This window comes from Streptosporangium sp. NPDC002524 (assembly GCF_040295985.1).
Taxonomy (GTDB): Bacteria; Actinomycetota; Actinomycetes; order Streptosporangiales; family Streptosporangiaceae; genus Streptosporangium.
Genome location: NZ_JBEOWK010000018.1, coordinates 59,271 through 83,342 on the forward strand (window position 1 = coordinate 59,271; position 24,072 = coordinate 83,342).

The following is a 24,072-nucleotide window of genomic DNA, read 5'->3' on the forward strand; positions in this document are numbered from 1 at the left end:
CCGGGCCCCGGTGAGGGGCCCGGCCGGGCGGGTCAGGCAGGTCAGGCGGGTCAGGCTTCGGCGTGCGGGAGGTTGATGGTGGCCACCAGCGTGCGGATCGCGCGCAGGGCCACCGACAGCGTCGCGAGGTCGAAGTTGTCGCTCTCCCAGATCTCCGACAGGGTCTGCCGCGCCCGCGAGACCGCCGCCGAGTTGGCCTCGGTCCAGCGCGCCAGGCGCTCCTCGGGCGACAGCCCGGGCGTGCTGTGCGTCAGGACGTCGTGGGTGAGCGCGGCGTGCGCGGCGTAGAGGTCGTCGCGGAGCGCGGCCCGCGCCATGGAGTTCCAGCGGCTGTCCCTGGGCAGCGCGACGACGCGCTCGCGCAGCCTGGAGAGCTGGAGCCGGTCGGCGAGGTCGAAGTAGACCTCGGCGACGTCGTGCACGGGACGGCCGGTGCGTGAGGCCACCTCGACCAGGTCGAACGTGGAGTAGGCGGGCACCATCGCGGCGACGCGCTCGGCGAGCTCGGACGGGACGCCCCGGGAGACGAAGCCGTCGCGCCGCTCCTCGAACGCCGACAGGTCGGACCCGGTCAGCAGCTTGGGCAGGTGCGGCAGCAGGCCGTTCATGCCCTTGGCGAAGAAGCCGACGGTGGAGGCCAGGTCGAGCGGCGGGCGCCGGTTGCCCAGCAGCCAGCGGGTGCCCCGCTCGACGAGCTTGCGGGCCTCCAGCTCCATCGCGATCTGGGTGGAGGTGTCGACCTTGTTGTCCAGCTCCTCGATCTGCTGCCAGAGGCTGGGCATGTCGAAGACCTCGCGCGTGACCAGGTAGGCGCGGGCGATGTCGGGGCTGGACGCGCCGCTCTCCTCGCCGAGGCGGAACATGAAGGTGGTCCCGCTGGAGTTGACCAGGTCGTTCACCACGCCGGTGGTGATGATCTCCCTGCGCAGCGGGTGGGCGTCCATGTAGGCGCGGAGCCCGGGGCCGCGCAGCGCCGACGGGAAGTAGGACACCAGCCAGGACTCCAGGTAGGGGTCGTCGGGCAGGTCGGAGGCGAGGATCTCGGCGTCGGTCACCAGCTTGGTGTAGGCGAGCAGCACCGAGAACTCCGGCGCGGTCAGCCCGAGCCGTGCCTGGCGCCGCTCGGCGAGCATCTTGTCCGAGGGCAGGAACTCCAGCTGCCGGTTGAGCAGCCCGGCCCGCTCCAGCTTGCGCAGCTGGCGCGAGTGGATGTGCAGCATCTCGGGGGCCTGCGCGCGGGCGGCGGCCAGCACCACGTTCTGGTCGTAGTTGTCGCGCAGGACCAGCCCGGCCACCTCGTCGGTCATGTCGAGGAAGAGCTGGTTGCGCTGCTTGTCGGTGAGCTCCCCGTCGCGGACGGCCCGGTCCAGCAGGATCTTGATGTTGACCTCGTGGTCGGAGGTGTCGACCCCGGCGGAGTTGTCGATGAAGTCGGTGTTGACCAGGCCGCCGTTGAGCGCGAACTCTATCCGGGCGAGCTGGGTGAAGCCCAGGTTGCCGCCCTCGCCGATCACCTTGCAGCGCAGCTCGGCCGCGGTGACCCGCAGGCCGTCGTTGGCCTTGTCCCCGACGTCGGCGTTGGACTCGCTCGACGCCCTGACGTAGGTGCCGATGCCGCCGTTCCACAGCAGGTCGACCGGGGCCCGCAGGATGGCGCTGATCAGGTCGCCGGGGGCCAGCGACGTCACGTCGCCGTCGATGCCGAGCGCGGCGCGCGTCTGCGCGGAGACGGGGATCGACTTGGCCGTACGGGGCCAGACGCCGCCTCCCTTGGAGATGAGCGAGGCGTCGTAGTCCTCCCAGGAGCTTCGGGGCAGCGCGAACAGGCGGGCGCGCTCGGCGTAGCTCGTGGCGACGTCGGGCTGGGGGTCGACGAAGACGTGCCGGTGGTCGAACGCCGCGACCAGCCGGATGTGCTGGGAGAGCAGCATGCCGTTGCCGAACACGTCGCCGGACATGTCGCCGATCCCGGCCACGGTGAAGTCGGTGGTCTGGATGTCGATCCCGGTCGTGCGGAAGTGGTATTTGACCGACTCCCAGGCGCCCCGGGCGGTGATGCCCATGGCCTTGTGGTCGTAGCCGATCGAGCCGCCGGAGGCGAAGGCGTCGCCCAGCCAGAAGCCGTACTCCTTGGCCACGGCGTTGGCGATGTCGGAGAACGTCGCGGTGCCCTTGTCGGCGGCGACCACCAGGTAGGTGTCGTCGCCGTCGTGCCTGACCACGTCGGCGGGCGGGATCACCTCGCCGTCGACGAGGTTGTCGGTGAGGTCGAGCAGGCCGGAGATGAACATCCGGTAGCAGGCGATGCCCTCGACCAGGGTGTCCTCCCGCGACCCCGACTTCGGCGGATTTTTCACTACAAAGCCGCCCTTGGAACCGGTGGGCACGATGACGGTGTTTTTCACCATCTGTGCCTTCACCAGCCCGAGGACCTCCGTACGGAAGTCCTCCATCCGGTCCGACCAGCGCAGCCCGCCCCGCGCGACCTTGCCGAAGCGCAGGTGCACGCCCTCGACCCGGGGCGAGTAGACGAACACCTCGAACTTGGGCCGGGGCAGCGGCAGCACGCTGATCGAGGGCGAGTCGAGCTTCAGGCTGACGTACGGCTTGCGCTCGCCGTCGACCCGCTGGAAGTAGTTGGTCCGCAGGGTGGCGCCGATCATCTCCAGGTAGGCCCGCAGGATCCGGTCCTCGTCCAGCGAGGCCACGTCGTCCAGGGCGGCGAGGATCTCCTCGTGCAGCGCGTCGGACAGGTCGGAGCGGACCTCGGCCGGGCGGCGGGGGTTGAGCCTGGCCTCGAACAGGCGCACCAGCAGCCGGGCGAGCCGCACGTTGCCCATCAGCACCCGCTCGATGTACTCCTGGCTGAAGGTGGTGCCCGCCTGGCGCAGGTACTTGGCGTAGACGCGCAGGATCTCGGCCTGCTCCCAGGTCAGCCCGGCGGCCAGGACGAGCCCGTTGAACCCGTCGCTCTCCACCCGCCCGGCCCACAGGGCGCCGAACGCGTCCTGGAAGAGCCGCTTGAACTCGTCCCTGTCGACCTCGGGCGAGGGCGTGTAGCGCAGCCCGAAGTCGTAGATCCAGGCGTCCTTGGTGGCCGGGTCGTTGTCGCGGTCGATCTCGTACGGCCGCTCGTCGACCACCTCCACGCCCATCCGCTGGAGCAGCGGCAGCACGCGCGACAGGGAGACGGGCGCGCCGAGGCGGTAGAGCTTGAAGCGGCGCTCGCCCTCCGAGGCGTCGTACGGCTCGTAGAGGTTCATCCCGATCTCGTCGGTGGAGGCGGCCAGCACCTCCAGGCGGCGCAGGTCGGCGACCGCCATCCGGGCGGGGAAGTCGGCCTTGTACCCCTCGGGGAAGGCCGGGGCGTAGCGGCGGACGAGCAGGGGCGCCTCCTCCTCGGGGCTCAGCTCGGTGATCGCGGAGGCCAGGTCGTCCTCCCAGGACCTGGTGGCGGCGGCGAGCCTCGCCTCCAGCTCCTCGACGTTCACCGCGTCGGCGCGCAGCGGCCTGCCGCGCTCGCCGCGCACGACCACGTGCAGCCTGGCGAGGGCCGTCTCGCCGATCATCGCGCTGTAGTCGAAGGAGGTGCCGCCGAGCGCCTTGAGCAGGATCTCCTGCATCTTGATGCGGATCTTGGTGGTGTAGCGGTCGCGCGGGAGGTAGACCAGGCACGAGACGTAGCGGCCGTAGTCGTCCGGGCGCAGGAAGACCTTGACCTGCTTGCGCTCGCGGAGCCTGAGCACGCCGAGGGCGATCGGCAGCAGCTGGTCCACGGAGGTCTGGAAGAGCTCGTCGCGCGGGAAGGTCTCCAGGATCTCGATGAGGTCCCCGCCGTCGTGGCTGTCGGCGGTCAGCCCGGCGAGCGTGATCACCTCGGCCAGCTTCCGCCTGAGCACCGGGACGCGGGAGATCGACTCGCTGTAGGCGACGTGGGTGAAGAGGCCGAGGAAGCGCCGCTCGCCGACGACCTCGCCCGAGGCGTCGAAGAGCTTGACGCCCACATAGTCGAGGTAGGCGGGGCGGTGGACGGTGGCCCGGGTGTTGGCCTTGGTGATGATCAGCATCTGCTGCTTCTCGCGGGCCTTGGCCCGCAGCTCCCGGGGGAGCGCGGCGAAGCTGCCGGAGTCGGCGCTGTCGCTGCGCAGGATGCCCAGCCCGGTCCCGGGTATCGGGTGCAGCCTGTCGCCTCCCTCGCCCTCCTCCAGGCGGTACTCGCGGTAGCCGAGGAAGGTGAAGTGCCCGTCGGCCAGCCAGCGCAGCAGCTCCAGGCTGTCCTCCACCCCGGCGGGGTCGAGGGGCGGCGGGTTGGACGAGACGTCCTCGGCGGTGCGCAGGGCGAGGGCCCGCATCTTGACGAAGTCCTCGACGGCGCCGCGCACGTCCTCCAGGACGCGCTGCAGGTCGCTCTCGATCGTCTTGAGCACGGCCGGGTCCTTCTGCCGGTCGATCTCGAAGTGCATCCAGGACTCGGCCAGCACCTGCCCGGTGACGTCCTCCTCGCCGGACCCGAGCAGCTTGCCGGTCAGGTCCCTGCGAATCCGCATCTGCGGGTGGATGACCAGGTGGGTGCCGATGTCGTGCCGGTTGAGCTCCATCGTCACCGAGTCGACGAGGAAGGGCATGTCGTCGGTGACGATCTCCACGACGGAGAACCCGGGGTCCCAGCCGTGCTCCTCCGTGGTGGGGGTGTAGGCCCGCACCAGGGCGCGGCCCTGGGGACGCCGCTCGGCGAGCCGCCGCTGGGCCATCGCCGGGCCGTAGACGTCCGTCAGGTCGCGGCCGAGCAGGTCCTCCGGGGCGACATGCCGGTGGTAGAGCCGCAGGAAGGCGAGCGCCTCCTCCACGCTCACGTGGTCGCCGCCCGGTGTGCGCGCGTACGTCTCCGCGGCACTCCTCAGCAGCTCGTCCTTGGCCTCGTCGAGCGGCATGTCGCTCTCACTCCTTTGTGAGGGATTGTGCATAGTTGGATGGGAATCCATGCTCAAAGTCATGATTCCCGGGGAGATGGTGCCCAGCGGAGCGGAAGTGATGTCGCGCGCGCCCGCCGGGATGCGGGACCCTCGCCCGGCCACCGACCCCGCTCCCGGAAAGTCCGGGCCCGCTCCCGGCGAACCCGAGCCCGCTCCCGGGGAACCCGGACGCGCTCCCGGGGGATCCGGCCGCGCTTCCAGAGAACCCGGGGGATCCGGGCGTGAGACACCCGCCGCGGGGCGGTCGTCTCGTCACGGGTGATCGGTATGTCGGCCAGGCGCCACGGCTCGTCATGGGAGCCACGGTCTCTCGCCGCTGCCGGCGGGGAACGGAAGGGCTCCTGGTCGGAGACGGCGGGTTCTCCCTGCGAGGTGGCGGTAGGAGAATCATCCCACAGGGTCGCCTCGGAACGGCTACGGCGCCGCCGGGCGAGTCTGGGCACGCTCCCGGCGCCTCGCCGGGCGGCCGGGGCCGTCCGGCCCGCGGCCCGCCCCTCGGGCATGGCCCGCGGCACGACACCTCCAGTGGCCGTCTGTCCCGGTCCTCGTTGACCGGGACGCACCACCGTTCCTGATATCACCCCAAAACCGGCTAAACGTCAATGTGATGTGCGGTCGTCGTCCAGGGCATTGGAGCGGTCCCGCTTCACCACATCGAGTAATCCGGGAACCTCGCTGAGTTCCCGGAGCTCGACCTGGCACTCCTCGCAGGCCATGAGATGGCTTTGGAACGCCTCGTGGTCCTCTTCGTCGAGAACCCCGAGCGCGTACGCCGCCACGTCATGATGCGGGGAGGGGACCATCAGCTCGCGACACCTCTCTCCTTCAGGACCTTTCGGAGAGCCCGGATCCCGTAGTAGAGCCGGGACTTGACCGTACCCGGCGGGATCCCGAGGATTTCCGCCGCTTCGTTAATCGTACGGTCCCGTAGGTAAGTCTGCTCGATGACTTCGCGGTGTTCTGGGGACAGTTCTCGCAACGCCTCGGCGACGATCATCGCCTCCAGCGCGCGATCGGCCCCGTCGGGAACGGGCACAGCGTTCGCGTCGGCGGGTTCGACCTCCTGTGGTCTAGTGCCTCGCCTGCGACGACCGTCGATGACGATACGTCGGGCGACGGTCAGGAGCCAGGCCCATAACAGGCCGGGCTCTCGTTGCAACCTTCCTGCGTTGCGCCAGGCACGGACGAGCGTCTCCTGGACGACGTCCTCCGCCCATTGCAGATCGTTACCGGTGGCCTTACGCACGTGGCGGAGCAGGGGTACACCGAACTCCCGGTACAGATCTTCTACCAAGAGGACATCGGTGTCCGCGCTCTCGAACCGACTGTCGAGTTGACGCACGGGCACATCTTTACACCTTCGTTATGAGTCCCGTCTGCAACTCTGGCAACTCCAGTCATTTCTAACTATCTCATCACTTCTTCTGAACCACCCCGGGCGGCGCCGCGTACCTCCCACCAAGTGCGCCCGCACCGGCGGGCCTCGGGGAAAGGAAACGACATGGCAGTGCGGCACATTCCGTGGCCGGTCGGAGCTGTCCTCCTCCTCACGCACCCGGCCCCCCACGGGCCGGGCGGCACGTTCGCCACCGCGCCGGGCGCCGAGAAGGCCCTGGTAGCGGCCAGTCTCTGAGAGCGGAACCGGGCCATGTTCAGATCACTGTTCCGCCGCTTCAAGAACGGCGAACCCCTGCTGTTCGGGGTCTTCATCGCGATCGCCGCCGTGGCGGTCGTCCTGATCACCCCGCCCGGCGGCGGGGCCTCGGCCGCGCAGGGCTGGGTCCAGACCCCGCAGGGGCCCCTGGGCGCGGCCGACCGCGACCTGCTGGTCAAAGTCCGGCTGGCCGGTCTCTGGGAGATTCCCAGCGGTCAGCAGGCCCAGCAGAAGGCCGCGAGCAAGCGGGTCAAGGAGGTCGGCATGCACCTGATGACCGACCACCTCAAGCTCGACAAGGAGGTCCGCGCCCTCGCGGCGCAGCTGAACGTGCCGCTGCCCGACCAGCCCAACGCCGACCAGCAGGGCTGGATGGCGCAGCTGGCCGCGGTGCAGCCTGGCGCCGAGTACGACCTCCTGTTCGCCCAGCTGCTGCGCGCGGCCCACGGAAAGGTCTTCGGGGTGGTCGCCGGCGTACGGTCCGGCACCCGGAACGACCTGGTCAGGACATTCGCCCAGCGGGCGGTCGAGGTGGTCATGAAGCACATGACCCTGCTGGAGAGCACGGGGCTGGTCGACTACTCGGACCTGCCCGAGCCTCCGATGCCCTCCCCCGCGCCGCCCGTCTCCGCTCTCGACACACCTGTGAGGAGAGAAAACGCTTGAGAATCATGAAACGCTCGCTCGTCTCCCTGTCCGCGCTGGCCCTCGCCGCCAGCACGCTCACCACCGTCACGTTCACGGTGGCGGCCACGACCCCCGCCTACGGTGACCACTGCGACCCCGCCGAGCAGGGCCAGAACCAGCAGAACCAGCAGAACCAGCGCGGCCAGCAGGACCAGCCCGCACAGGACCAGAACCAGCAGGGCCAGCAGGACCAGCAGGGCCAGCAGGGCCAGAACCAGGACCAGGCACCCCCCGCGCAGGACGCTCCGGCGCAGGACCAGCCGGCCCAGGACGCTCCGGCGCAGGATCAGGCCCCGCAGGACCAGCCCGCCCAGGACCAGCAGAGCCAGGACCAGCCCGCCGACGCGCCCGCCGCGGGCGGAAGCCTCATCCAGGCGTCTCCCACGGAGCCGGCCGCCCCCGACGAGTCGGCCGACCAGCAGCAGGCCCCGGCCCAGGAGAACGCCGACAACGGCAACGCCCGCCGCAGGCCCACCCAGGCTCCCTCGCAGAGCCCCACCGACGCTCCCCCGGCCGACACCCCGACCGACGCCCCGGACAACCCGCCCGCCGAGACCCCGGCCCCCGGTGAGACCCCCGCTCCCAGCGAGACCCCCGCTCCGGGGGACGACGAGGAGGCCGAGTGCGCCGACCTCGGGCCCTTCCCCGAGGACTTCATCGACATCCGGCAGGTCCAGCGGAACGTCCAGGAGATCCGGCCGCGGCGCAGCGGCTCCGCCGGCATCTTCACCTCCCGGTGCGGCACGAACAGGAACGGCCACCGCAACTCCGACAACTTCATCGTGGCCCCCGGCGTGACCAACGGCGCCCACCACATCCACGACTACGTCGGCAACCTGTCGACCGACGGGTTCTCCACGGACCAGTCCCTGGCCGCCGCGGGCACCACGTGCGCGCTCAACGACCGCTCGACCTACTTCTGGCCGGTCCTCCGCGACCGTACGACCGACGCCAACGTCGACGACCCGGACGGCAACGTCGGCACCATCATGCAGGCCCGCCAGGTGAGCCTGCAGTTCCGCGGGAACGCGGTCTCCAGGGTGAGCCCGATGCCGCGCTTCATCAGGATGATCACCGGTGACGCCAAGGCCGCCACCAACGGCGGCGCGAACGCCCTCGCCAAGTGGACCTGCACCGGGTTCACCAACCGGATCACCACCAAGTACCCGCTCTGCCCCCGCGGCAGCCAGCTCGTCCGGATCCTGGACTTCCCCAGCTGCTGGGACGGCCAGAACAACGACAGCGCCAACCACCGCACGCACGTGCTGTTCCCCGACGCGAACGGCGCCTGCCCGTCCGGCACCAAGGCGATCCCGCAGCTGCGGATGACCCTGACCTACGCCACGCCGCGTACGGCGTCCTTCGCGCTGGACTCCTTCCCCGAACAGCGGCACAACCCCGTCACCGACCACGCCGACTTCGCCAACCTGATGCCCGACCGGCTCATGAGGCTCGCGGTCGACTGCATCAACAGGAACCGTCGCTGCTGACGGTCACCCTCCCGGGACCGCCGCTCTCCGTCTCCGCGCCTCTTCCACACCCCGCGGAGACGGGGGGCGGCATCTCGCGATATCAGAGTCCATCACCCTCGGGCGCAGAAGCCGTCCGAGCCGCTTCGCAGACAGGAGCCATAGGTGGGTAACAGACGGACTCCGAGACACACCCGGGCCGAAGCCGGGATCAGTCTCGACCAGAGGCCCGCCAGGATCGGCCTCGGCGTCACGATCACGGTCTCCGTGGTCGGCCTCCTCATGCTCGGGCGGACAGCGCCCGGCATGGAGGCGGCGGCGGCCGTCCGCGGCATCTTCTCGTTCTTCGCGGGCGTGATCGCCCTCGTGTCGCTCACCGCGACCGTGGCACTCGGTCTGCTCTCCGCCGACCGGATCGTGCTGCCGGTCCTGGGCAGGATCCGCTCGCAACTCGTCCACCGGGCCGCCGCCATGCTCGGCATGGGCTTCCTCGCCATCCACGTCATCATGAAGATCATCGAAAGCCGGACCTCCCTCGCGTCCGTCGTGGTCCCGCTGGGCGCGAGCGGCCAGAGCCTGTACGTCGGCTTCGGCGCCATCGCCTCCGACCTGATGATCCTCGTCTTCCTCACCGGGGTCGCCAGGGCCAGGTTCGCGGAGAACCGCAGGCCGTGGCTCTGGCGCATGCTGCACGGCTCCGCCTACCTGGCGTGGCCGATGGCGGTCCTGCACGGGCTCACCGCGGGCCGCGCGCCCGCCGAGTGGGTGACCTGGAGCTACGTGGTCTGCCTGGTCGCGGTGGGAGCCGCCCTGCTGATCAGGGTCATCTCCGAGCTGCAGCCCAAGCCGGTCCTCGTACGCGAGGAGACGCCGGTGGAGGTGCCCGTCGCCGCCGACCTGACCCCGCCCACGAGCATCACGCCGCCCACGAGCATCGTCGGCCGCATCCCGCGCCTGGTGCGCGAGGACCCGCCGGAGCTTCGTCGTATCGGAGATGTCGGATGATTCCCTACCGCGTACCCCCCGTCCGCCAGTTGGGGCCCGCCCGGCTGACCGCCGGGCTGGAGGACTGCCGCAGGATGGACCTCGCGGAACACCGCGACATGCACGGCACGGCGCCGGGCATGTCCGGCGAGGAGCTGGCCGCGCTCGCCGACGAGGTGGACATGCGCGGCCGGGGCGGGGCCGCGTTCCCCTTCGCCCGCAAGGTCCGCGCGGTGATGGACAAGAAGGCGGACAAGATCGTCCTGGTCAACGCGGCCGAGGGCGAGCCCGCGAGCAGCAAGGACACGATGCTGCTCACCAGGACCCCCCACCTCGTCATCGAGGGCGCGCTGCTCGCGGCGGGCGCGATCGGCGCCAAGCAGGTCGTGATCGCGACCGTCGAGGGCGGCATGGGCCAGGCGTCCGTGGCCGCCGCGGTCGAGGAGCGCGGCATCAGCGCCCAGGTCCGGGTGGTCGGCATCGTCGAGAGGTTCATCTCCGGCGAGGGCGGCGCGCTGGTCCGTTCGGTGAACGGCCTCGTCGGGGAGCCCCCGGGCCGCAAGGTCAGGGCCGTGGAGAGCGGCGTGAACGGGCTGCCCACCCTGCTGTCCAACGCCGAGACGTACGCCCAGCTCGCGGTCCTCGCGACCCTGGGCGCCGAGCGGTACGCCGACGTCGGCACGGCGCGCGAGCCGGGGACGGTCCTGCTCACCGTGGGAGGCTCCGCCAAGGCGCCGGCCGTGGTCGAGGTCGCGACCGGCACCCCGCTGTACGCCGTCCTGGACGCCTGCCAGGCCTCCACCGGCGACGGGGTGCTGGTCGGCGGCTACCACGGCGCGTGGCTGCACGCGGACGCGGCGGCCGTGGCGACCGTCTCCCGCCAGGGCATCGCGGAGGCGGGCGGCCAGCTCGGCGCCGGGATCATCGTGCCGCTCGGCGGGGAGACCTGCCCGCTGGGCGAGACGGTCAGGGTCGCGAAGTATCTGGCCGCCCAGTCGTCCGGGCAGTGCGGCCCCTGCCGTCTCGGCCTCCCGGACGTCGCGCAGTCGATGGCCGAGCTCGTGAACGGGTCGGCCTCCGCCCTGGACGAGCTGCGCAGCAGGGCCGCGAGCGTCAAGGGCAGGGGCGCGTGCTTCCACCCCGACGGGACGTCCAGGTTCGTGCTGTCGGCGCTGGACGCCTTCCCCGAGGACATCGAGGAACACCTGCTGCGCGGCAACTGCGGGCGCCCGGTGCTCGGCGTGCTCCCCCTGCCCCCGCAGGAGAACGAGCCCGAGGTGAAGCTCACCGTGGACTGGACCCGCTGCCAGGGCCACGGGCTGTGCGCGCAGCTCGCCCCCGACCTCGTCCACCTCGACGAGCACGGCTACCCGGTGTTCGGCCGCGACACCGTGCCCGCCCAGTTCCGGCGGATGGCCCGCAGGGCCGTGGAGATGTGCCCGGCCCTCGCGCTGCGCGTGGCACAGGGGACATGAGCTGTTTTCCCGTCTCTTCTCCGATCAAGAGGTGATGTGAATGTGACCAACCAGAAGGACAGTGCGGTCGTCCAATCGGGCAGATGACACTGAACCTCGGGGAGTAACGACATGCGGACCCCTCCGGACAGGCGGGCATTCCTTCGGACCGGCGGCCTGGTCGCCCTCGCACTGGGCGCCCAGGGCACCCCCGCCCTGGGCGCCACCGGCATGACTGTGACCGGTACGACCGGCCGGGGCGCCGCGGGCGCGCCACGGCCCGCCGACTGGCGGGCCCTCGCCGGCGGGCTGGAGGGAAGACTCGTCCGGCCGGGCGACGCCGCGTACGACGGCGCGAGGAAGCTGTTCAACCCCGCCTTCGACGCGGTCCGGCCCTCGGGGGTGGCCTACTGCGCCAACCCCTCCGACGTCGCCGAGTGCGTCGGCTTCGCGCGCCGGCTGAACCTGCCGCTGGCCGTACGGTCCGGCGGCCACTCCTACGCGGGCTGGTCCACCGGGACCGGCCTGGTCCTCGACGTGTCCCGGATGAGCAAGGTGAGCCACGCCTCGGGGCGGGCGACCGTCGGGGCGGGGGCCAAGCTGATCGACGTCTACGACAGGCTGGCCGCGAACGGGGTCAGCATCCCCGCCGGGACCTGCGCCACGGTCGGGGTGAGCGGGCTCGCGCTGGGCGGCGGGATCGGCGTGGTCTCCAGGAAGTACGGCCTGACCTGCGACGTGATGGAGTCGGTCCAGATCGTCACGGCCGACGGGCGGCTGCTGACCTGCGACGCGAACCACAACGCCGACCTGTACTGGGCCTCGCGGGGCGGCGGCGGGGGCAACCTCGGCGTGGCGGTCTCCTTCGGGTTCCGGACCCACCCCGTCCGTGAGGTCACGGTGTTCTTCCTGCACTGGCCGTGGTCGAGGGCGGCCAGGGCGCTGCGCGCCTGGCAGGCGTGGGGCCCCTCGGCTCCCGACGCCATGTGGTCGGGCATGCACCTGAGCCGCAACGGCGGGACGGACGTGGAGGTCGTCGGCCTCTACCTCGGCGGCAGGGCCGGGTGCGAGCGGCTGCTCGACAGGCTGGCCGACGCGGCCGGGTCGCCGTCGTCGAGCTGGGTCCGGCAGACCTCCTACCGCCAGGCCATGCTGACCATGGCGGGCTGCGGCTCGCTCTCGGTCTCCCAGTGCCACCTGGGCGGCTCCCTGCCGGGGCAGACCCGGGGCGGGCGGCTGTCCAGGGACACCTTCAAGGCCAAGTCGCACATGGCCTACCGCCCGCTCTCCGAGGCCGGGGCGAAGGCGCTGGTCGCCCAGGTCGCCAGGCCCGGCGAGCACACCGTGCTGCTGGACGCCCTTGGCGGCGCCGTCGCCAGGGTCCGCCCCGAGGCCACGGCCTTCCCGCACCGGGCCGCCCTCTACAGCGTGCAGTACTACGCCCACCGCTCCGGGGCGGCCGGGTGGGCCAGGAGCGCGCACGCGGCGATGCGGCCCCACTTCGGCGACCACGCGTACGTCAACTACATCGACCCGGAGCTCGGCGGCTGGCGCGCGGCCTACTACGGGGGCAACGCCGCGAGGCTCGCCCAGATCAAGGCCGCCCGCGACCCGGGCCGCCTGTTCAGGCTCCCCCAGGGGATCTGACCTCGGGGGCCACGGCTCCCGGGACGAAGTGGGAGAGGACCTCGGGGTTGGCCATGGCGTCGAGGTTGGCGGCCTTCTCCGGGGCGACCCCGAGGAGGATCTTGCGGATGGGGACCTCCAGCTTCTTGCCGCTGAGGGTGCGGGGGATGCCGGGTACCTCGATGATCTCGTTCGGCACGTGGCGCGGGGAGAGCCCCTCCCGCAGCTCCCGGCGCAGGCGCGCGACGAGGTCGTCGTCCAGGGGCGTCTTCTCGGCCATGGTGACGTACAGCAGCAGGCGGCCCTCCTCCCCGAGCCGGCCGGTGTCGATCACCAGGCTGTCGGTGATCTCCTCGAAGCGCTCCACCACCCGGTAGAACTCGCTGGTGCCCATCCGGACCCCGCCCCGGTTCAGGGTCGAGTCGGAGCGGCCGTAGATCACGCAGCCGCCGTCGGGGAGGATCTTGATCCAGTCGCCGTGCCGCCAGACGCCGGGGTACTCGGAGAAGTAGCTGTCGCGGTAGCGGGACCCGTCGGGGTCGTTCCAGAACATCACCGGCATCGACGGCATCGGCAGGGTCAGCACCAGCTCGCCCACCTCGCCGACCACCGGGGTGCCCGACGGGTCGAAGGACTCGACCCGCGCCCCCAGGCAGCGGCACGGGATCACCCCCGCCCGGACCGGGAGCAGCGGCACGGCGCCCACGAAACCGGTGCACACGTCGGTGCCGCCGGAGAACGAGCCGAGCTGGACCTCCGGCAGCGCGTCGTGCACCCAGGCGAACCCCTCGGGCGGCAGCGGCGAGCCGGTGGAGCCGAGCCCCCGCAGCCGGTCGAGGCCGGAGGGTTCGAGACCGGCCTTCATGGACGCGATCACGTACGGGGCCCCCGTGCCGAAGTAGGTGACCCCCTCCTCGGCGGCGAGCCGCCAGAGCGCGCCGGTCTCCGGGTAGGTCGCCGCCCCGTCGTGGAGCACCACCGCCGAGCCGACCAGCAGGCCGCCGACGAGGTAGTTCCACATCATCCAGCCGGTGGTGGTGTACCAGAAGAAGACGTCGTCCTCGCCCAGGTCCTGGTGGAAGGAGAGCGCCTTGAGGTGTTCGAGCACCACGCCGCCGTGGCCGTGCACGATCGGCTTGGGCAGCCCGGTCGTCCCCGAGGAGTAGACGATCCAGAGCGGGTGCCCGAACGGCACCGGCTCGAAGGCGAGCGGCCCCGCGACGGCGCGCACCTCCGCCCAGCTCACCGTACGGACCCCGTCACCGGCCGCGTCCGCGTCCCGGGTCTCCGGGGCGCCGGTAGTCTCCCGGGCCGGGACGCGCACCCGCGCCACCAGGGTCGGCAGCTTGGCCGCGATGTCCCGGACGACCTCGCTCCGGTCGAAGTGTTTGCCGTTGTAGTCGTAGCCGTCGACCGCGACGAGCACCTTCGGCTCGATCTGGGTGAAACGGTCGATCACGCTGGGCGCGCCGAAGTCGGGCGAGCAGGAGGACCAGACGGCGCCCAGGGAGGCGGTCGCCAGGAAGGCGACCAGCGCCTCGGGGACGTTCGGCACGTAGGCCGCGACCCGGTCGCCGCGCCCGACGCCCAGCGCGGCCAGCCCCGCGCGGACCCGCGCCACCTCCTCGGCCAGCTCCCCCAGGGTGAGCGTCCGGCGCCCGCCCGCCTCGTCGCGGGAGATCACCGCGAGCCGCCCGGGATCGGAGGCGGCCCGGCGCAGCGCGTTGGCCGCGTAGTTCAGCGTCGACCCGGCGAACCACTCCGTGCCGGGCATCTCCCCCGACATGACGGGCCCGTCGCCGCGCTCCCCCACCACCCCGAAGTAGTCCCAGATCGACGTCCAGAACTCCTCGGGGGCGTCGACCGACCACTGCCACAGGGACTCGTAGTCACCGGCCCGGCCCAGCCACTCCGCGTAACGGGTGACCTTGGCGTTCCTCACGATCTCCGGGGACGGCTCCCAGAGCGGCGCACCTTCCTCAACCATGGCCCCATCCTCTCGGCGCCCCACCCGAATGTCATCCCCGGGATCCATACAACCTCCGGTCACACCATGTGGGGCCACCACGCACAAGACACCCCGTTCCCCGGGATCCCGCCGAAACAGGTGGAGTCCGGCCACGGGTCCCCGACGAGAGGATGTGGCACCGGTCACGTCGTACCGGCCCGCCAGCCGAAAACGCGTCGGCCGGGAATCGTCATCTCACCGGCCGTAGCTCTGTCCGAGTAACAGAAAGCGCCCGATCACCAGAGCGACCGGGCGCTTTCTGATTCATCCGAGATGACTCGACAGCGATGCCTCCAGGCTGGACGAGTCAGGCCAGGTCGAACTCGCCACGCTTGACGCCGGAGACGAAGGCGCTCCACTGACGCGACTCGAAGGTCAACGCGGGCCCTTGGATGTCCTTGCTGTCGCGGACGGCCACCTGCTTGTCCGGGAAAGCGACCTGGACGCATTCACCGTTCGAGCCGCTAAGACTGCTGGTCCGCCACTCGGCACAGGACAGATCAAGCTCCTTTTTCATCACTGCCGTCTCCTTTTATTGTATGCCTGCGAGTGCGCGAGCTATGAGGTCACGACTCTCACCTTGATTGGCCGATACAGCTCGAAGCTGGTCGAACATCAGGTTATATCGCCTGATTTCATTCTCGTTGTCCAGGAATAAATCCGTCGTGCTGACCTCAATGTAGACGACATCGCGAACGCCGTGCGCGAATCGGAGAATGACGAACGATCCATGCATGCCCGGATGGACGCCGACGCTTAGTGGGATCACCCGCAACGTTACGTTCGATTTTTCACTCTTGTTAAGTAAATGCTGTAGTTGCTCACGCATGATCTTTGGGCCGCCGGTACGACGGCACAATGCCACTTCATCGATGATCACCTCAATGATCGGCGACGGATCACGATCGACCTGGCGAGCCATACGCACCGCCACCCGGCTTTCAACCTCCGCCGCCGACAATTCGGGAGCGCCACCGGGGATCACCGTACGTGCGTACGCTTCAGTTTGAAGCAAGCCAGGGATGAACGACAACTGGTAGTTGAGAACCGCCGTTGCCTCTCGCTCGAACCCAATGTAGGTGGGGTAATGGCCAGGCAGGTCTTCCGAGGCGGTTTGCAGCCAACTCTCCTCCCCGGCCAACTTCAAGATCGCAATCAGGTCATTCCGGTGATCCTTCGACACGTCGTAGACGTCAAGCAAAGCGCGTAGCGTCCGCACCTGCGGTTTCGCCTGTGCCATCTCGATGCGATACAGGGTGGTGCGGTTGATCTCGGTGGCTTCGGCCACCTGTTCGCGGGATAGACCTGCACGCTCCCTGAGCTGCCGCAGCTCCATCGCGAGCCGTCGCAGGCGAGCGGTTGGAGCCTGCCCCCGTTGAGTCATGCGGCAAAGGGTAGCGGAATCATCGCGACCGATGTTTACGCAACATGTTGCGTAAACATCGTCTCGTATGCATCATGTTGTGTGACCAGTCTGTCGCGCCCTCCCGAGGCAGGCACCCGAATCGACACACAGTCGAGGGATCAAGCTCTTGCCATCTGATCTCCGGGTGAGGCGGTTGCGGCAACAAGAGACCAAAAGCCTCGCCGCCTCTCCCCACTCGGGCTCACCAAACCGACGAAGGGCAGGACCGGTGACAGCGCCGTATACGGAACAGCAGTTCATTCACCTGGTGCGGCTGGCGTGGGATCTGCGCGGGTTGCACATGGCATCGTTGGTCGAACTTCCCAAGAACGAGGAACCCGCCCTGCTCCTGGGTGTGGAGAGCACTGCCGTGAAGGTCCGGGCGACGAAGGAGCGGGGCGTCTGGGTCTTCACCTGGGGCCAGGGTCCTGAGCAGCGGGTACGGGCTCTGGGCGAGGAAGCGGCCCAAATCATCCGGAAAGCGGTCCACCAGTGATGTCACGGTTTCTGGGCGGGGTCGTTCTCCCGGGAGAACTGGTGTCGGTTCCGCTGGCCCGAGCGTTCGTCAGGGCGGCCCTGCGACTGCGTGAACTCGCGGGCGACGAGGATGACGAGTACGTGGTGCTGCTGGTCGTCAGCGAGTTGGTGGCCAACTCGGTGCGCCACTCCAACTCCGGCAGGCGCCGGGGCGGCCTGGTCACGGTGAAACTGCGGGCGAAGGGGCCGGTGCTGCGGCTGGCCGTCGTCGACGAGGGCGCACTGGACAGCGCCCCGCGAATCCAGCGGGTGGGCGCCGACAGCGACGGGGGACGCGGCCTGGAGCTGATCGAGGAGATGGCTCTGAAGTGGGGGTCGTATGAGATCAAGGCTGGACGCGTCGTGTGGGCCGATCTCGCCCTGAACATATGTGTGGCCTGACGCGCCGACCTCGGCGGGGAGGAAAGGGATGTTGAGAGACCTGATGGCTCGCCACGGGCGAACCTGGATCATCGCGGAGGGATCCGGAGGCGGCTGCTATGCCGTACGGCGCGTGAGCCTGTGGGCGCACGGACTTGAGCGTGGCCTGTGCAACGTCCGCTGCGGAGCGACCGTGGAGGAGCTGGCCCGCAACCTGGAGGAGGAGACCCGACTGGAGAGGCGGTCACGACCGCGTCAGGCGTTCTAACCCATAGGTGAGGGGAGGCAGAGTCCGAATCGGCGCCGCTTACTCGTCAGAAGTGGGATCAACGGCCTACGGGAAGGCGGCCGGTGTCGTGGGCGAAGTTGACAGACCGAAAACGTACGTCAAGCCCATTCGCGCAGGTCAGTCATCGCACGCGAGCGCAGACCGCTGAGGATCTTAACGTACCTTTCCGGAGAATAATTGTGGGCATTTTCTGGGCATACGACTGGGCTTTTTCTGGACAGGTCTGGGATGCTGAAGTCATGCCCAGATCTGGAACAGCGGCGGCGAACGCGACGACAGCCGACGTCCTGGCCGAGGAGGTGAAGGTGCTGCTGCGCGTCGGACTTCCGGTTCGATTGGAACGGTGCGGGCCGAATCTCTTGGGGCTACAGGGAGTAAAAGCGCGGTCATCGAATCCAGATGTCCCAGGCAGCCGAGCGCGGGCACTGGATGGCCTGCTGCGTGAGCAGCTGGACCGGCTGGAGAACGGTGAGCTGGCCGAGGCCGCCCGGTTGTTGTTCGGCGCGCAGGTCTCGACATCGGGGGCGACGCTGACCGCCCGGCGGGTGATGGCCGCAGCCGCGTCCGGATATGAGGTGCACCACTTCCGCAAGCGGATCGAACCAAGGCTCCTGGAGCTGCTGGCCTGGCAGTTGCGCCGCGACAGTGAAGCCTTCACTACCCGGCACGCCGAACCGCCCGAGCTGCACGCCGCCTCTGGACGGCTCGTGCTGCCAGCTGACGTCTTCGCCTGGGAGGCCGCCGAACACCAGCATGCCCTGGCCTCCTTGTGGGGGGCGGTCTACCTGCTACGCGCGCAGTTGCTGACCGTGGCGCGGCTGGCGAGCATGGACGCTACCGGGCAGGACTTGGCAGCTGCGGTGGCGCTGTGGCGGCATGCCCTGGTACTGCGTGCCGCCCATGCCTACCGGTCCGCCTACGGCGCGGTGTTGCTGCACGCGGCGACCAAGCTCGGCCCCGAGGAGATCGCCGCATCCGCCGGTTGGACACCGCCCCTCACTGCCGCCCAGGAGTTATTGCTGACCGAACTCGCCGACCCGGAGGAGGGCCGAGACGCCTTCGCTGCCCGCTTGGCTTTCGCTGAGGGCAGCACCGAGCTGGTTGCCGCCTGGCGGCAAGCGCTGATCGGCCGCCAAGACGGTTCCCACAAAAAGCAAGGACACCACGCATGAGTCTTGACCAGCTGCTCAATCCAAACACCGCCCCCCGCCGGTACGTCGTGACCGGGGGCCCTTCCGCGGGCAAGGAGGCCGTGATCACCGAAATCCAGAAGCGAGATATCCCGTGTACCGAGGGGGAACCAGCCCGGGAGATCTACCGCGAGCACCGCGAGCGCCTCGGCCGTCATCTGCAGGTTGGTGATCGGCGCGCCTACTCCCGCGATGTGCTGGACGCTTTCGTCGCCGAGTTCTGTGGACACACGTCCGGCCTGCGGTTCTACAACCGCGCCATTCCCGACGGGTACGGGTGGGATGCCTTCTTTGGGCTGGGCCCGTATCCAGAACTTGAGGAAGCCTCCCGCGTCTACCGCTACGACGCGGTGTTCGTGCTTGATCCTCTTGATGACTTCGATTCCGAGGACGATCTGGTGTGGGCCAAGGAGCGAGAGATCCGCCGCGTCCACGAACTGATCATCCAGGGCTACTACGACGCCGGATACCGGCCGATCTTCGTCCCTGCCGACGAGCCGGGCCGCCGGGTCGACTTCATCCTCGCGCAACTCCCCGTGCCAACGACTTGACGGAAGGGCCTCATCCTATGCGCGGCCGTACCGATTCCGTGGAGATCATCAGCCCGAACAACGTGCTGGCCAACGCGATGCTTCGTAGTGTCGACATGGTCCGACCCCGTCTGCAGGCCACCAATCCCGACCGGGTCGCCTTCTGCGTCGGCACCCAGATCAACGGCGCACCCCATTTGGGCACCTCGCTGGTTCAGACAGCGGCGTTTCTCCTCGCCAAGGCCACCAAGCGCACCTTCAACGTGGATTCCGTCGTCCGGTTCGGCGCACTCGACAACGCGCCCTACGACATCCGTCTGGACCCTGAGACCCATCATGCCTACCAGCAGACCTACGTCCACGCCCTCGGCGGCGACGGCGTCACCGAACTGATCGACAAGTACTACCGGGGCATGTTCGACTCCCTTGCCGACGCCACCGGCGTTGACTACGAAATCGAGACCTACTCCGCCCAGCAGGCCGACCCCGCCTTCCGGCATGAGTTCCTGGCCACCCTCGGCCGCTTGGACCAGATTCGCTGGCCGCTCGCGCCTTCACACGGTGAGGTTCACCTGCGCCTGCCGTGCCCGCGGTGCGGATGGGCCGAGAAACGCTCCGAGCGGACGAAGCTGCTACGCATTGGATCCGGTGGAGCGGATTTCGCCGCGGTGTGCACCGATCACGGCGGCTACGAGATCGCCGTCACCGCCGACACCAGCGCCTACCTGGACCTGGCCACCTTGTACCGGAACCTGGTCAAGGAGCGGATGGCCGCCCGCGATCACGTCACGTTGTCGGTGATGGTGAAGGGCGGCGATTGGGCGTACGGCTGCCAGCTGGTGGACGAGGCATTCGCTCAGCTCCCCGGGCTTGTCCCCCCACCCCGTGTCTTCACACCGATGGTGCTGACCGACACAGGCGCGAAGCTGTCGAAGTCACTGATCCGGGACGGGAAGGTCCCACCGCCGCCCGGAGCTCGGGACTGGATGCTCGACGTCACCGAATGGGTCGGCGACACCGATTCCTACGTCGATGCCATGGTCTGGCTCGTCGGCCGGATGCTCTCCGACCCCAAACACTTCTATCGCAGCTACACCACCCAGGAACTGGACCGCATCATGAACAGCAGGACCGTGGCACCTGCGGGTGTGCGCGCCCGTGAGATGAACCTTTACCGCCGATACTTCGACCTGGTCGCCGCCGGGCGCAAGACCATCGAGGTCCGCGTCCAGTATCCCAACCTCCGTACCTTGAAGGCAGGCGACCACATCCGCTTCGTGTGCGGTCGCGACGACGCCCTCACCAAGGTCAAGCGCGTCGCCCGGTACAGGAGCTTCGAGGAGATGCTCGACGTCGAGGGCCCCGCCAACGTCAATCCGGACAGCCCCCGCGAGCAGCAACTCGCCAATATCCGCCGCATCTACGGGCCCGAGAAGGAGGCCCTCGGCGTGCTGGCCATCAAAATCGAACTCCTCGACCCTCCGACCGGCCACTGACACGACCTCGAATGGCCGAACCTTCCCACCCTGCCCGGTTGAAGCTTCTTCCCGCAGGACGGGACACCGGCGGTGTGGCTTCAGGCTTCCGGGTCCGGAGCCTGTGATGCCGCTCGTGCACTCATACGGGCCGGGATTTCCGATTCAGGTAGCTCGATCAACGACTTCTACCGGGCCCGGCCTCCGCGCGGCGGGCCGGGGAGGTGAGGCCGGCGACGGCGGCGACGACCTCGGAGGGGTTGGAGAGGTCGGGCAGGACCACGTCGGCTCCCGCCTCGTGCAGCTCGGCCGGGAGGGAGCGGCCCGAGGCGACCCCGATGATCGCGGCCCCGGCGATCCTGGCGGCCTGGACGTCCCTGGCCGAGTCGCCGATCAGCACGGTGTTGCGCCCGTCGAAGGTCGCCCCGTACTTCCGCTTGGCGCGGCCCTGCGCGACCTGCAGGAGGGTGGCCTTGGGGTAGACCTCCTCGCCGTAGCCGCCGATCTCGAAGTCGATGTGCTTGTCGAGGCTGAACGCGGTGAGTTTGTGCACCGCGTTGCTCTTGATCGTGCCGGTGAGCACCGACTGGACCACGCCGTCGAGCCTCGCCACGGCCTTCAGCGCGTCGCGGGCCCCGGGCATCATCCGGCCGTCCTTGGCCAGGCGCCTGCGCCGCGCCCCGAAGGACCCGGCCAGCGCGTCGAGGAACCGGGGAAGGTGGTCGTCCCCGGCGACGATCCCGTTGATGGCGAGCATCTCGAAGACGATCTCCGAGTCGGGACGCCCGTTGGCCTGGGTCAGCTTGACCAGGGGCCTTCCGGTGACGCTGCGGAAGGCCTCCGCGTACGCCTCCCGGGTGACGATCGACACGTCGACCAGCGTGAGGTCGATGTTCCAGAGGACGAGGCGGTTGATCGGGGGCCTCCCGGAATGGGTGCGGATGCCCAGGGTAAGGCCCTGGGCGCACAGCGACCGCCTTCGATACCGAAAGGATCCGGTTTGAGATGACTTTCGAATCGGCGGCCCGTTCACCGGCGACCCAACGGAGTCGCCTCCCGGGGACCCCGGGGCGGCGGCCTGTCCATCGGTGACCTGCCTGAGTCGCCTCCCGGCGGACGCGGCGGGAATTCCGGGGTCGGTGACCCGCCGGCCGATGACCCCGTTGCCGCGGGCCGCCGGTTTCCGTGAGGTCGCGTGACGGCCGTCAGGCGTGGTCGAGCGCGTTCTCCAGGGTGTCGACGACGGGGACGCCGCAGGCCATCAGGTCGGCCCGGCTGGTCATGCCGCCGGTGTAGAGGACCGCGCGTGCCCCGACGTGCTGGGCCGCGTGCGCGTCGTCCAGGCTGTCGCCGATCACCAGGACGTCGGCCGGGTCGACGCCGAGCGCGGCAAGGTGGGCCACCATCGACTCGGCCTTGTGCCCGCCGGCCGCGCTGCGCAGGCCGTCGATCCGGACGAAGTGGTGGTCGATGCCGAATTCCGCGATCTTGGGAACCAGCCGTTCGTGCGCCCACATGGACAGCAGCGACTGCTTGCCGCCCGCGCGCTCCCAGCTCCGCAGGGTGGAGAGGGCGTCGGCGGCCAGCCCGCACTCCAGCATCAGCTGGTGGTAGCTCTCGTGGAAACCGAGGTCGAGCCTCTCCCACTCGCCGTCCTCAAGGGCACGGCCGAGCATGCGCTCGTAGGCGGTCCAGATCGGGCGCGTGTAGACCGCGCGGAAGCGGTCGGCGTCGTAGGAACCCAGTCCGTACGGCTCGAACACCGCGTTCGTCGCACCGACGACGGCGTCGATGTCGTGAAACAGCGTGCCGTTCCAATCCCAAACAATGTGTCTCATATTGCCGTCCAGAATAGCGAAAATCCCCGCCGGAGCGCCCGCCTCGACAGGGGATCCGGCGCGGCACGGGGATCCCGCCCCGGCCTCCGGGGATGGGGAGCACCGGGTTCCGGAGGCGGTACGGGATCCCGGGGGCGGACACCGGACACCGGACACCGGGCCCCGGACACCGGACACCGGGCCCCGGACATCGGACACCGGGCCCCGGACGCGGCGCGGGGATCCCGCCCCGGCGCTCCCGGAGGAGGCCGGGCTCCGGACGGCGGCGCGGAGGTCAGCCGACCAGGTCGGGGATCTCCTGGGTGGCGTACCACAGGAGCTCGTTGGCCTCGGCGCCGTCCACGGTGAAGCGGGCGTCGTCGTCGCCGCGGTCGGCCGCGGGCAGGGCGGCGAGAGCGGCCTCGACGTCCTTCACCGCCGACAGGTCGTCCACGTGGACCGCGGCGACCAGCGCCAGCGGGACCGCCGCGGCGAGCCGCACCCGGGCGCGCTCCTCCAGGTCGGCGCTCGCGCTCACGCCACCCTCCGGTACGTCGACGGCGACGACCACCCGGCGCGCGACGACCTCCACCCCGTCGGCGCGGTCCGCGGCCAGCATCCGCAGGGAATCCCTGGCCGCCTCGGTCAGGGCGACGTACTCCAGTTCCTCGGTGTCACCCGAGACGTACCACTCGATCAACGCGGGGGTCACCGCGTAGCCGGTCAGCGGGGCCGGGCCGAGCTCCCCCACGGTGGCCACGCGGGCCAGCGCCGGGAGCGTACACGGCAGGTAGACGCGCATCCATGCCTCGATCTGTCTCTCCGACATCGGCGCCGCTCCGGCGCCGATTCACGCATCGAGTGTGCCAGTACCGGCGCCCCCCGGTGGTACCGCCCGCGCGGAGCGACACGATCCGGGGCCGGGCCGGGCCGGGCCGCGCCCCGCCGGGCGGACCGGTCAGCGGAGGGTGATCTGGAACAGGGTCTCCAGTTCGGCGATGGTCAGGTCGGGGTCGCGGTGGTGCACGCCGACGATGCCGAGCCGCCGGGCGGCCTCGATGTTGGCCTCGATGTCGTCGACGAACACGCACTCCTCCCCGGCCAGGCCGATCCTGCCGAGCGCGTGCTCGAAGATCCTCGGCTCGGGCTTGCGCATGCCGATCTCCCCCGAGATGACGACCTCGTCGAAGTAGTCCTCCCAGCCCTCGCGGGGGTACTCGTTCGCCCAGGAGTTGGAGAGCAGGCAGGTGCGCAGCCCCGCGGCACGGGCCTCGCGGAGCATCTCGTACATCGGCTCGACCCGGTGGAAGCGGGAGAACATCCTGGTCAGCAGCCCCTCGGCGACCGGCGGCACGCCGTCCGTCGTGACCAGCCTGGCCGCCAGATCCCGTTCGAAGTCCAGGCCGGAGATCTCCCCGCGCTCCAGGGCGTGGATCGTGTTCTCGCCGCCCTCCGACGAGTTCTCGTACGCGCGCACGATGAGCTCGCGCATCACCTTCCGGTAGTGGGCCTCGTCGAGCCCCTCGGCGACGATCCACTCGGCGATCGCCTCGGTGAGACCCACGGTGAGCACGCCACCCCAGTCGATCAGCACGCCCTTGAGCATCTGTCCTC

General features: G+C 69.7%; 21 protein-coding genes. 11 read left to right on the plus strand and 10 right to left on the minus strand.

The annotated features are described in order from the left end of the window. Positions 1 to 50: 50 nt before the first annotated feature. From ABT053_RS28710 to ABT053_RS28720, 3 genes are all read right to left on the minus strand, one after another. Complete coding sequence (locus ABT053_RS28710; RefSeq protein WP_350973008.1) at positions 51 to 4,931, minus strand: NAD-glutamate dehydrogenase; 4,881 nt, start codon at positions 4,929 to 4,931, stop codon at positions 51 to 53. A 641-nt stretch (positions 4,932 to 5,572) separates the two neighbouring features. After that, positions 5,573 to 5,752: a zf-HC2 domain-containing protein gene (locus tag ABT053_RS28715; RefSeq protein WP_350973010.1), complete on the minus strand. Its 180-nt coding sequence runs from the start codon at positions 5,750 to 5,752 to the stop codon at positions 5,573 to 5,575. Between the two features lie 23 nt (positions 5,753 to 5,775). Beyond that, positions 5,776 to 6,315, minus strand: a complete 540-nt coding sequence (locus ABT053_RS28720; protein WP_329090583.1) for a sigma-70 family RNA polymerase sigma factor — start codon at positions 6,313 to 6,315, stop codon at positions 5,776 to 5,778. 306 nt (positions 6,316 to 6,621) lie between these two features. Between ABT053_RS28720 and ABT053_RS28725 the strand changes: the two genes are divergently transcribed. The 5 genes from ABT053_RS28725 to ABT053_RS28745 all read left to right on the plus strand — a co-directional run bounded on the left by ABT053_RS28725 (position 6,622) and on the right by ABT053_RS28745 (position 12,868). Then, positions 6,622 to 7,293 carry a DUF4142 domain-containing protein gene (locus ABT053_RS28725; RefSeq protein ID WP_350973011.1) on the plus strand — a complete coding sequence of 224 codons (672 nt, stop codon included), beginning with the start codon at positions 6,622 to 6,624 and terminating at the stop codon, positions 7,291 to 7,293. A 5-nt stretch (positions 7,294 to 7,298) separates the two neighbouring features. Continuing rightward, positions 7,299 to 8,804, plus strand: a complete 1,506-nt coding sequence (locus tag ABT053_RS28730; RefSeq protein ID WP_350973187.1) for a DUF1996 domain-containing protein — start codon at positions 7,299 to 7,301, stop codon at positions 8,802 to 8,804. A 144-nt stretch (positions 8,805 to 8,948) separates the two neighbouring features. Further along, positions 8,949 to 9,788, plus strand: coding sequence for a ferric reductase-like transmembrane domain-containing protein (locus tag ABT053_RS28735; protein ID WP_350973013.1), 840 nt, complete (start codon positions 8,949 to 8,951; stop codon positions 9,786 to 9,788). Continuing rightward, positions 9,785 to 11,242, plus strand: a complete 1,458-nt coding sequence (locus ABT053_RS28740) for an NADH-ubiquinone oxidoreductase-F iron-sulfur binding region domain-containing protein (protein ID WP_350973015.1) — start codon at positions 9,785 to 9,787, stop codon at positions 11,240 to 11,242. The genes ABT053_RS28735 and ABT053_RS28740 overlap by 4 nt, the downstream gene beginning before the upstream one ends. A gap of 111 nt (positions 11,243 to 11,353) precedes the next feature. Next, positions 11,354 to 12,868 carry an FAD-binding oxidoreductase gene (locus ABT053_RS28745; protein WP_350973016.1) on the plus strand — a complete coding sequence of 505 codons (1,515 nt, stop codon included), beginning with the start codon at positions 11,354 to 11,356 and terminating at the stop codon, positions 12,866 to 12,868. On the opposite strand, the gene ABT053_RS28750 is transcribed toward ABT053_RS28745, so the two are convergent. The 3 genes from ABT053_RS28750 to ABT053_RS28760 form a co-directional block, all read right to left on the minus strand. Continuing rightward, complete coding sequence (locus ABT053_RS28750) at positions 12,846 to 14,834, minus strand: acetoacetate--CoA ligase (RefSeq protein ID WP_350973017.1); 1,989 nt, start codon at positions 14,832 to 14,834, stop codon at positions 12,846 to 12,848. The genes ABT053_RS28745 and ABT053_RS28750 overlap by 23 nt on opposite strands. A gap of 328 nt (positions 14,835 to 15,162) precedes the next feature. Continuing rightward, positions 15,163 to 15,372, minus strand: coding sequence for a DUF397 domain-containing protein (locus tag ABT053_RS28755; RefSeq protein ID WP_350973020.1), 210 nt, complete (start codon positions 15,370 to 15,372; stop codon positions 15,163 to 15,165). Between the two features lie 15 nt (positions 15,373 to 15,387). After that, positions 15,388 to 16,239, minus strand: a complete 852-nt coding sequence (locus tag ABT053_RS28760; protein ID WP_350973021.1) for a helix-turn-helix domain-containing protein — start codon at positions 16,237 to 16,239, stop codon at positions 15,388 to 15,390. Between the two features lie 250 nt (positions 16,240 to 16,489). Between ABT053_RS28760 and ABT053_RS28765 the strand changes: the two genes are divergently transcribed. The 6 genes from ABT053_RS28765 (at position 16,490) to ABT053_RS28790 (ending at position 20,662) form a co-directional block, all read left to right on the plus strand. Then, positions 16,490 to 16,756, plus strand: a complete 267-nt coding sequence (locus ABT053_RS28765; protein WP_350973022.1) for a hypothetical protein — start codon at positions 16,490 to 16,492, stop codon at positions 16,754 to 16,756. 41 nt (positions 16,757 to 16,797) lie between these two features. Further along, positions 16,798 to 17,178, plus strand: a complete 381-nt coding sequence (locus tag ABT053_RS28770) for an ATP-binding protein (RefSeq protein WP_350973024.1) — start codon at positions 16,798 to 16,800, stop codon at positions 17,176 to 17,178. 28 nt (positions 17,179 to 17,206) lie between these two features. Beyond that, positions 17,207 to 17,425: a hypothetical protein gene (locus tag ABT053_RS28775; RefSeq protein WP_350973026.1), complete on the plus strand. Its 219-nt coding sequence runs from the start codon at positions 17,207 to 17,209 to the stop codon at positions 17,423 to 17,425. Between the two features lie 200 nt (positions 17,426 to 17,625). Beyond that, positions 17,626 to 18,618 carry a hypothetical protein gene (locus ABT053_RS28780; protein WP_350973028.1) on the plus strand — a complete coding sequence of 331 codons (993 nt, stop codon included), beginning with the start codon at positions 17,626 to 17,628 and terminating at the stop codon, positions 18,616 to 18,618. Beyond that, positions 18,615 to 19,187 carry an AAA family ATPase gene (locus ABT053_RS28785; protein WP_350973030.1) on the plus strand — a complete coding sequence of 191 codons (573 nt, stop codon included), beginning with the start codon at positions 18,615 to 18,617 and terminating at the stop codon, positions 19,185 to 19,187. Before ABT053_RS28780 ends, ABT053_RS28785 begins: the two co-directional genes overlap by 4 nt. A 17-nt stretch (positions 19,188 to 19,204) precedes the next feature. Further along, a complete protein-coding gene (locus tag ABT053_RS28790; protein ID WP_350973031.1) occupies positions 19,205 to 20,662 on the plus strand; it encodes an ASCH domain-containing protein in 1,458 nt (485 codons plus the stop codon). Between the two features lie 157 nt (positions 20,663 to 20,819). Here ABT053_RS28790 and ABT053_RS28795 read toward each other — a convergent pair whose 3' ends face one another. The 4 genes from ABT053_RS28795 to ABT053_RS28810 all read right to left on the minus strand — a co-directional run bounded on the left by ABT053_RS28795 (position 20,820) and on the right by ABT053_RS28810 (position 24,064). Continuing rightward, entirely contained in the window at positions 20,820 to 21,557 is a 738-nt protein-coding gene (locus tag ABT053_RS28795; protein WP_350973189.1) for an HAD family hydrolase, read from the minus strand. Positions 21,558 to 21,846: 289 nt separating this feature from the next. Next, positions 21,847 to 22,479, minus strand: coding sequence for an HAD family hydrolase (locus tag ABT053_RS28800; RefSeq protein ID WP_350973033.1), 633 nt, complete (start codon positions 22,477 to 22,479; stop codon positions 21,847 to 21,849). Positions 22,480 to 22,753: 274 nt separating this feature from the next. Beyond that, on the minus strand, positions 22,754 to 23,260 hold the full coding sequence (locus ABT053_RS28805) for a DUF6912 family protein (protein ID WP_350973190.1): 507 nt from the start codon (positions 23,258 to 23,260) through the stop codon (positions 22,754 to 22,756). Between the two features lie 156 nt (positions 23,261 to 23,416). Then, positions 23,417 to 24,064 (minus strand): HAD family hydrolase, encoded by a 648-nt coding sequence (locus tag ABT053_RS28810; RefSeq protein ID WP_350973035.1) that lies wholly within the window; start codon positions 24,062 to 24,064, stop codon positions 23,417 to 23,419. Between the last annotated feature and the right edge of the window lie 8 nt (positions 24,065 to 24,072).

What these genes read in the sequence shown, in the direction of transcription:
- ABT053_RS28710 (WP_350973008.1), bottom strand. Translation starts at nt 4,931, where the DNA reads ATGCCGCTCGACGAGGCCAAGGACGAGCTGCTGAGGAGTGCCGCGGAG.
- ABT053_RS28725 (WP_350973011.1), top strand. Translation starts at nt 6,622, where the DNA reads ATGTTCAGATCACTGTTCCGCCGCTTCAAGAACGGCGAACCCCTGCTG.
- ABT053_RS28730 (WP_350973187.1), top strand. Translation starts at nt 7,299, where the DNA reads ATGAAACGCTCGCTCGTCTCCCTGTCCGCGCTGGCCCTCGCCGCCAGC.
- ABT053_RS28740 (WP_350973015.1), top strand. Translation starts at nt 9,785, where the DNA reads ATGATTCCCTACCGCGTACCCCCCGTCCGCCAGTTGGGGCCCGCCCGG.
- ABT053_RS28745 (WP_350973016.1), top strand. Translation starts at nt 11,354, where the DNA reads ATGCGGACCCCTCCGGACAGGCGGGCATTCCTTCGGACCGGCGGCCTG.
- ABT053_RS28750 (WP_350973017.1), bottom strand. Translation starts at nt 14,834, where the DNA reads ATGGTTGAGGAAGGTGCGCCGCTCTGGGAGCCGTCCCCGGAGATCGTG.
- ABT053_RS28755 (WP_350973020.1), bottom strand. Translation starts at nt 15,372, where the DNA reads ATGAAAAAGGAGCTTGATCTGTCCTGTGCCGAGTGGCGGACCAGCAGT.
- ABT053_RS28760 (WP_350973021.1), bottom strand. Translation starts at nt 16,239, where the DNA reads ATGACTCAACGGGGGCAGGCTCCAACCGCTCGCCTGCGACGGCTCGCG.
- ABT053_RS28775 (WP_350973026.1), top strand. Translation starts at nt 17,207, where the DNA reads ATGTTGAGAGACCTGATGGCTCGCCACGGGCGAACCTGGATCATCGCG.
- ABT053_RS28785 (WP_350973030.1), top strand. Translation starts at nt 18,615, where the DNA reads ATGAGTCTTGACCAGCTGCTCAATCCAAACACCGCCCCCCGCCGGTAC.
- ABT053_RS28790 (WP_350973031.1), top strand. Translation starts at nt 19,205, where the DNA reads ATGCGCGGCCGTACCGATTCCGTGGAGATCATCAGCCCGAACAACGTG.
- ABT053_RS28800 (WP_350973033.1), bottom strand. Translation starts at nt 22,479, where the DNA reads ATGAGACACATTGTTTGGGATTGGAACGGCACGCTGTTTCACGACATC.
- ABT053_RS28805 (WP_350973190.1), bottom strand. Translation starts at nt 23,260, where the DNA reads ATGCGCGTCTACCTGCCGTGTACGCTCCCGGCGCTGGCCCGCGTGGCC.
- ABT053_RS28810 (WP_350973035.1), bottom strand. Translation starts at nt 24,064, where the DNA reads ATGCTCAAGGGCGTGCTGATCGACTGGGGTGGCGTGCTCACCGTGGGT.